Below are 6,090 nucleotides of genomic sequence, written 5' to 3'. Positions count from 1 at the left end.
GAGATTCCTTTCTTTGTTCAATTTCTGCTAAGACCTCGTCAAATAGTGCATTGGATTCGGAATTGGGCAAGCTTGATCCGACAGTTAACACCATCATCAATTCTGTCCCGGATATGAGGGGTGGATCTGCCTTTCTGAATTCATAGAGGGCTCTTGCCTTGTTCCTGTTTTCGTTATGCACCCCAATGGCTTCAGCCAGATCACCATCAGTGATCTCTCTTCCCACAAACTCTTCGAGGCTCTTCCTGAACGTATTTAACTCTGCATTAAAGAATTCAAAGGACGATTCATCACAGACAGTAGGGATGTTTACGAAATGAAAATAGGGAAATTTCAGAGAATAGTTCCATACGCTGTAACTCCTGACCATGCTGTCACAGCCATGGGGGATAACCATACCGGAGAGAAAACCATATTTATCCTTCACCGAAAGATCAAAGCAGCTGCGGACAAAGGGACATACGATGGTCTCCAGTAAGGTATCCCCCTTCGTGATAGGCTCATGGATATCTCCCCTCATCCGAAAAGGGACACATCCGGCTGCAGTGATCATCTCCAAAGGGACAAAGGAACAGATATAGCCAATCACCTTTTTGCCTTCACCGTTCAGTTCCTTTGCCCTGAGCCCGTAATCCTTGTAATACTTTTCTACCTTGGACAAAATGTTCATCTCTGTGTCATTCATCGGCCTTCTCCTTTTCACAATCTAAGGAAATCCGTGCGTTTTTTGGGGAGCGGCAAAACAAGGAAGAAATCCCCCAATTGTAATGACCAGCCGAATACAAAATACATGATTTGGCCCGGAAGATCAATACGAATATCTGCCGAAGTAACTGCATCAGAACTGAAAGATTCTTGATTCAGACGCTATTTGCAAAGTTTTTCACAAGAAAAACCACGTTTTCCACCATCTGAGGCTGATGGCGTCGCCTTTTGGTGCTCTCTAAAGTAGTCCAGCAATTGACATGAAAGCTGGTCGGTTCAAGGTGCTAAGCTTTCCATGGCAATGATCGCTGCACCCAGAGCAGCCGTGAGATGGGGTTCCGGCGGCACAATGATATCGTGACCTCTAATTTCCTTCATTGCCTTAACAAGACCTGCGTCTCTCGCCCCGCCGCCCACCAGGGCCACATCCTTTTCAACACCTAACCTCTCTGCCAAACTGTTGATCTGGGCTGCAAGAGCTCTGTGTATACCCGCCAAAAGGTCCTCCTTTGCGACCCCTTCGGCGATCCTGGATATCGCCTCAGATTCTGCGAATACGGCGCATCCCGTGTTAAAATTCACTCTCTTTTGGGATCTTAAGGACAAATCACCGATATCTTCAACCTTGACCTGTAAAACTTTGGCTATCACCTGCAATATCCTGCCGCTACCTCCGGCGCACTTTCCACTCAATAAAAAGTTGTGCACGCTTCCGTTGTCATCCGTGCGAATGACCTTAGTATAAAGATCTCCGACATCAATGACCGTCCTCACAGAAGGGCAAAGAGAAGAAACCCCCTTTGCGTGGCACAATATATCCGTCTTTACTTCGTCTGCAAAGGTCACCAGTTTTGATCCATATCCAGTAGCGACTGTATGGACAATATCCCCTGGTGACAGGCCTGTCTCGGAAAGGAGCGTCTCCTTCACTCTATCAGCAGTTGCCTGGTAATCTCCCCCTGAGGGGCATTCAGAGGACCCTAAGGGCTTTTGATCACCGAGGATGATTCCTTTCGAGAAGCATGAACCGATATCAATACCCAATACAACGGCCATTTTTTCACCTATCTAATGTGATATGATACCCTTTTGCAGACGATTTTCCAATCTCATATCCTTCAAATTGACACCGTCTGGAATGATATGCTTTCTGCTGAATGCGGAGTTATACGGCCTTACTAATGTCAAATTTTGAACCTGACCCTTGTGGTATTTCCAAAACGATACGTTTATGGTTTCCACTTTATAACCTGATTTTTGAAATCTATGCTATATTCAAGACCTCGCAAAAAATTCATACCGAGTAACCCGTCATGTCTTACCGAAGGACCCCTATGCCCTATAATCAATAGATATATATCGGTCTTTTCATGCGGTCCGACTTTAACGTAACTCAGTTTCGTCAACCTGGCCCTGATCACTTTTCCTCCTACCACCCGTACTGCAACCCTTTTTGATTGCTTGATATTCAATTGATCCGCGATCTCTTGATGGAGTGTTATAAGTTCAGCACCGGTATCCAGAAGGAGCAAGACCTCAATTTCCTTTCCTCCGTAGCCCAGCGTGACAGGAACAAATACGTGATTACCCTTTACAATCACCTTCATTTCATATTTTTTTTGAGCGATTTGCCCCTCTTGCCTTTTCTCTTCCGCTAACTCTTCCTCTGTTTCTCGTTTCCGAAGATCTTCCAATTCCCTTTGTTCCCTCTCCAGAATGACCGATCTCTCATGCTCAGAAAGGTGACCGGACTTATCTTCATAAACTGTCACGTTATCCCTGTATTCATTGGGTATCTTGCTCTCATCATCAACAAAATGAATCGTTCCGTCTCTATCAATATACTTGTAAAACTCAGAGCGCAGTTCGATGGGGAACAACAAAGTTAGAACTAACAAAAATAACAGAGTAAATAAACCTGCATTCTTTTTACCCATATTCACTTCCTTTTGCCCTTATTTTCTCCTGGCCCATCTCACCTCAACCTTATCTTCTGCGCCCTATACGTATCCATTATCCCTGACTCCCTCAAGCTGTAATAGGGATCCCTAACATAAATTAAACATTATCTCATCCAGCAACCTTTGCAAAGCAAAATCCTTGCCAAGGACCTCCATACTGAATTAGTCCTGGCGGTTATGGGAAAGACAAAGATGAAAAAAGACAACTTAGATGGTAAGGTCTCACCTCTTGTCTTTTGGTGTTTTGAGCTTTTTGGTCAGAAAAGTGTTATAAAATAAGCTGAGAACTAGGATAATGGTTGCTCCCTTTTTCATAACCTCACTCACCAGAAATTTCCCGGAATCTATGCCCCCTAAAAGGCTTTCCAACTCCTTGCGTAATTTCTTGCTAGCTGGTAACCTTTGCATGGATGGCCTCCTTTCCCTTTGCTAAGTTCTTTGAACCACCTACCTTAACAGGTGGCCACCCATTTTTACAGGAAGTTTAGGGCATCGCCCAAGTGGTCCTTTAATACCAACTCTTGGGGCTATGGAATAAGGTGGATCTGTTCGAGATTGTTACCTTGAAACTCTTAATTGGTTCCTAATAGTCTCAGGCAGAGTCCATTCAGCACTTTTAATAATAGGTAATGCCGACAGAGGCAAGGTTTTGTCGCGTAAGTAGATGTACCGAAGGGGGTTAAAAAAAGAATGAAGAAGACTGAACAGGGGAGTCCTCCCTGGGGAAGGTGGATGGTCTTGGACGAGGGGAAAAACTACAAGGTAAAGCGCATAGAGGTCTATCCTGGAAAGCGGTTAAGTTATCAGAAACACTTTAAACGCCAGGAGCACTGGAGGATCGTTCAAGGGCAAGGGAAGGTAACCCTGGACGGACAAGAGATCCTTGTCAAGGAGTGGGATGGGGTGGAAATACCTGTGGAGGCTGCCCACCGCATAGAGAATACAGGAATGAAACCCCTCATTTTTATTGAGGTGCAATGGGGGCAATATCTGCAGGAGGATGATATCATCCGTCTGGATGATGACTATGGGAGGGTTGGATAAGGCCTCTTCTCGATCCATCAAACGTCAAAAATGTTCAGAAAAGTTTAGGAGAAAAAAAGATGAACGTTATCATCATGGCCGGAGGAGCAGGAACCCGCTTTTGGCCGATGAGCAGGTTACGATGCCCCAAGCAGTTCCTCAAAATTTTCGGGCCTCGTTCCCTCGTTGAGGAAACCTTTCTGAGGGTTGCTCCTCTTGTTGAACAACGGAATATTTATATCATCGTCAGCGAGATTCATAGAGCGCTGACCGAAGAGGTCTTCAAAGGGAGGGAGGTCAAGATCGTCACGGAGCCACTGGCCAGAAATACGGCTCCTTGCATAGGTCTCGGGCTCATTCATATCCTAAAGGACTATGGAGATGGCCCTGTGATAGTCCTACCGGCGGATCATTACATTGGAAATGTGGAGGCCTTTCAAGATACAACCCGCCGTGCTGTTGCCTTGGTAACAAAGGGGGGTATTGCCACTATCGGTATCGTTCCTACCAGGCCTGAGACCGGTTACGGTTACATCAAAGCGGGGAAATCCCTCTCAGGAGAGGCGGAGGCGTTCCGAGTGGAGGCCTTTGTGGAGAAACCCTCCCTGGGCATGGCGACGCAACTTTTGTCAGAGGGGGGATATTATTGGAACGCAGGGATCTTCGTCTTTCAGGCCCAGACCATGATGGAGGAGATCAGGCGCTGCCTTCCCGAACTATATGAGGGGCTGATGTATCTGCGGGACTCTTTGGGAAAAGAGGGCTTTGGGGAGAAGTTGAGGGAGGTGTACCAAAAGATCACCCCTATATCCATCGACTATGGAGTCATGGAGAGGGCCACCTCTGAGGTATTTGTCATCCCCGGGCGTTTCCCCTGGAGTGATGTAGGGAGCTGGCAGGCCATCTTTGAACTGAGGAGCCACGAGCGGAACAAAGAGGGGAACCTCGTCGATGGCAATGCTATCGTCCTCGACTGCAAGAACACCTTTGTCCAGTCGCGATCAGAGCGACTGATCGGGTGCATAGGCCTGGAGGATATCATCATCGTAGACACCTCCGATGCCCTCCTTATCTGCCACCAAGGTTCTTCCCAGGACGTCTGTCGGGTTGTGGAGCTTATCAAAGAGAGGGGGTTGGAGGAGTTGATTTGAAGTCACCCCCTGAAACCCCCAACAAAGTGGTTTCACTGATAAATATAGAAACCTAGTTGGATGACCCAAAGGACATCCGTAAATATTCTGAGAGGAGATTGCGGAATTGGTATCCAAGCCACTTTATCCATATCCATCCTCCAGTTAAGAAAAAGCCTGTTTATGAACACCCTAGCGACGTTCCTGAAAAAAGACGGGTCAAATGGAAAAAACCACCCAAGATCACAGTAGTCGAAGTTGATGAACCACTCCCTCGCGAGAGCCTTGAAAGACTCAAACACCTCGTCACAAAAGCAGCCCTCAGGAAGCTAAAAGAGCTTGAGTAAGAAAAAGAATAAGAATTGGATTTATTCTCGCATTCATTTAAAACAAAAGATGAGAAGGGCTTTTAAAACCATGATCATGGCACAAATTTTGCTAGATACAAAAAGGAGAAGTATTTGCGTTAGAATGAACTTAGCTTAGGGAAATCAGCTAATAAAAGGAGGTGAAGATATGAAAAAGGGGGTTCAAGTATTATCGATCGTAGTTCTGGCATCACTCTTCTTTATAAGTAGTTGCACCCTCCCTCTTCTAAGGCATAAAGGGCCCACCGATGATGAGATAAGCCAGCTCATTCGCACTGCGCCGCCGGCTGATGCATATCCTGACGCCCCTGCTCTCGTCATATTTGATCAGGACATCATCGAGGTCTTTCCAGATGCAAGCTACAAAGCCACGTACCACAAGGTAATAAAGGTCCTTGCAGAACGGGGCAAGAGGTATGGCGATATTCGCTTCGGGTTTAACTCCCGCATGCAAAAGGTGAAAATCCTCCACGCAAAGACCACAACCCCTGATGGAGAAACAATACCCTTGAAAGAGAATGCCATCAAGATTGTAACCCCATACAGTTGGTATCCCGAATACAGCGATTACAAACAGCTGACCTTCTCCATGCCAGGGGTCCTAGTGGGTTCGGTCATTGACTATGAGATCTTGCTCGAAGGAAAGCCGTCGATTAAAGATCATTACTCAGACCATCTCTTTTCCCAGGGTCGCAGTCCCATTCTTCTGTCACGGCACAAGGTCATTTTACCCAAAGATAAGGAATTGAAGTATCTGGCGTTGCATGCTCCAAAAGGGATCGACCCCTCCCCTTTGATAAGCTATGAGGCAGACAAGAAGGTCTATCTCTGGGAGTTCAGAGACATCCCCCAGATCCTGGATGAGGGGTGACGGATGCCTCCTGAAGGCGAGTTCGCCTTCAA

At 46.5% G+C, this 6,090-nt stretch carries 8 protein-coding genes; 4 read left to right on the top strand and 4 right to left on the bottom strand.

Translation table 11 applies throughout. The features are described from left to right. The 4 genes from JRI46_11975 to JRI46_11960 form a co-directional block, all read right to left on the bottom strand. On the bottom strand, window positions 1-685 hold a 685-nt coding region (locus JRI46_11975; GenBank protein MBW2040282.1), incomplete at its 3' end, for a 2-hydroxyacyl-CoA dehydratase. A gap of 296 nt (window positions 686-981) precedes the next feature. Then, window positions 982-1,761 carry a 2-hydroxyglutaryl-CoA dehydratase gene (locus tag JRI46_11970; protein MBW2040281.1) on the bottom strand — a complete coding sequence of 260 codons (780 nt, stop codon included), beginning with the start codon at window positions 1,759-1,761 and terminating at the stop codon, window positions 982-984. Between the two features lie 173 nt (window positions 1,762-1,934). After that, on the bottom strand, window positions 1,935-2,642 hold the full coding sequence (locus JRI46_11965) for a clan AA aspartic protease (protein MBW2040280.1): 708 nt from the start codon (window positions 2,640-2,642) through the stop codon (window positions 1,935-1,937). A 246-nt stretch (window positions 2,643-2,888) separates the two neighbouring features. Beyond that, window positions 2,889-3,074 carry a hypothetical protein gene (locus JRI46_11960; protein ID MBW2040279.1) on the bottom strand — a complete coding sequence of 62 codons (186 nt, stop codon included), beginning with the start codon at window positions 3,072-3,074 and terminating at the stop codon, window positions 2,889-2,891. A gap of 282 nt (window positions 3,075-3,356) precedes the next feature. Here JRI46_11960 and JRI46_11955 point away from each other — a divergent pair, with 282 nt between their 5' ends. From JRI46_11955 to JRI46_11940, 4 genes are all read left to right on the top strand, one after another. After that, a complete protein-coding gene (locus JRI46_11955; protein ID MBW2040278.1) occupies window positions 3,357-3,710 on the top strand; it encodes a phosphomannose isomerase type II C-terminal cupin domain in 354 nt (117 codons plus the stop codon). A gap of 59 nt (window positions 3,711-3,769) precedes the next feature. Next, window positions 3,770-4,840, top strand: coding sequence for a mannose-1-phosphate guanylyltransferase (locus JRI46_11950; GenBank protein ID MBW2040277.1), 1,071 nt, complete (start codon window positions 3,770-3,772; stop codon window positions 4,838-4,840). Between the two features lie 56 nt (window positions 4,841-4,896). Then, complete coding sequence (locus JRI46_11945; GenBank protein ID MBW2040276.1) at window positions 4,897-5,166, top strand: hypothetical protein; 270 nt, start codon at window positions 4,897-4,899, stop codon at window positions 5,164-5,166. A 169-nt stretch (window positions 5,167-5,335) separates the two neighbouring features. Next, entirely contained in the window at window positions 5,336-6,058 is a 723-nt protein-coding gene (locus tag JRI46_11940; protein ID MBW2040275.1) for a DUF3857 domain-containing protein, read from the top strand. Window positions 6,059-6,090: the final 32 nt, after the last annotated feature.

It is taken from the genome of Deltaproteobacteria bacterium (assembly GCA_019308925.1).
GTDB lineage: Bacteria > Desulfobacterota > B13-G15 > B13-G15 > RBG-16-54-18 > JAFDHG01.
This window is presented reverse-complemented; position numbering and strand designations above follow the sequence as displayed.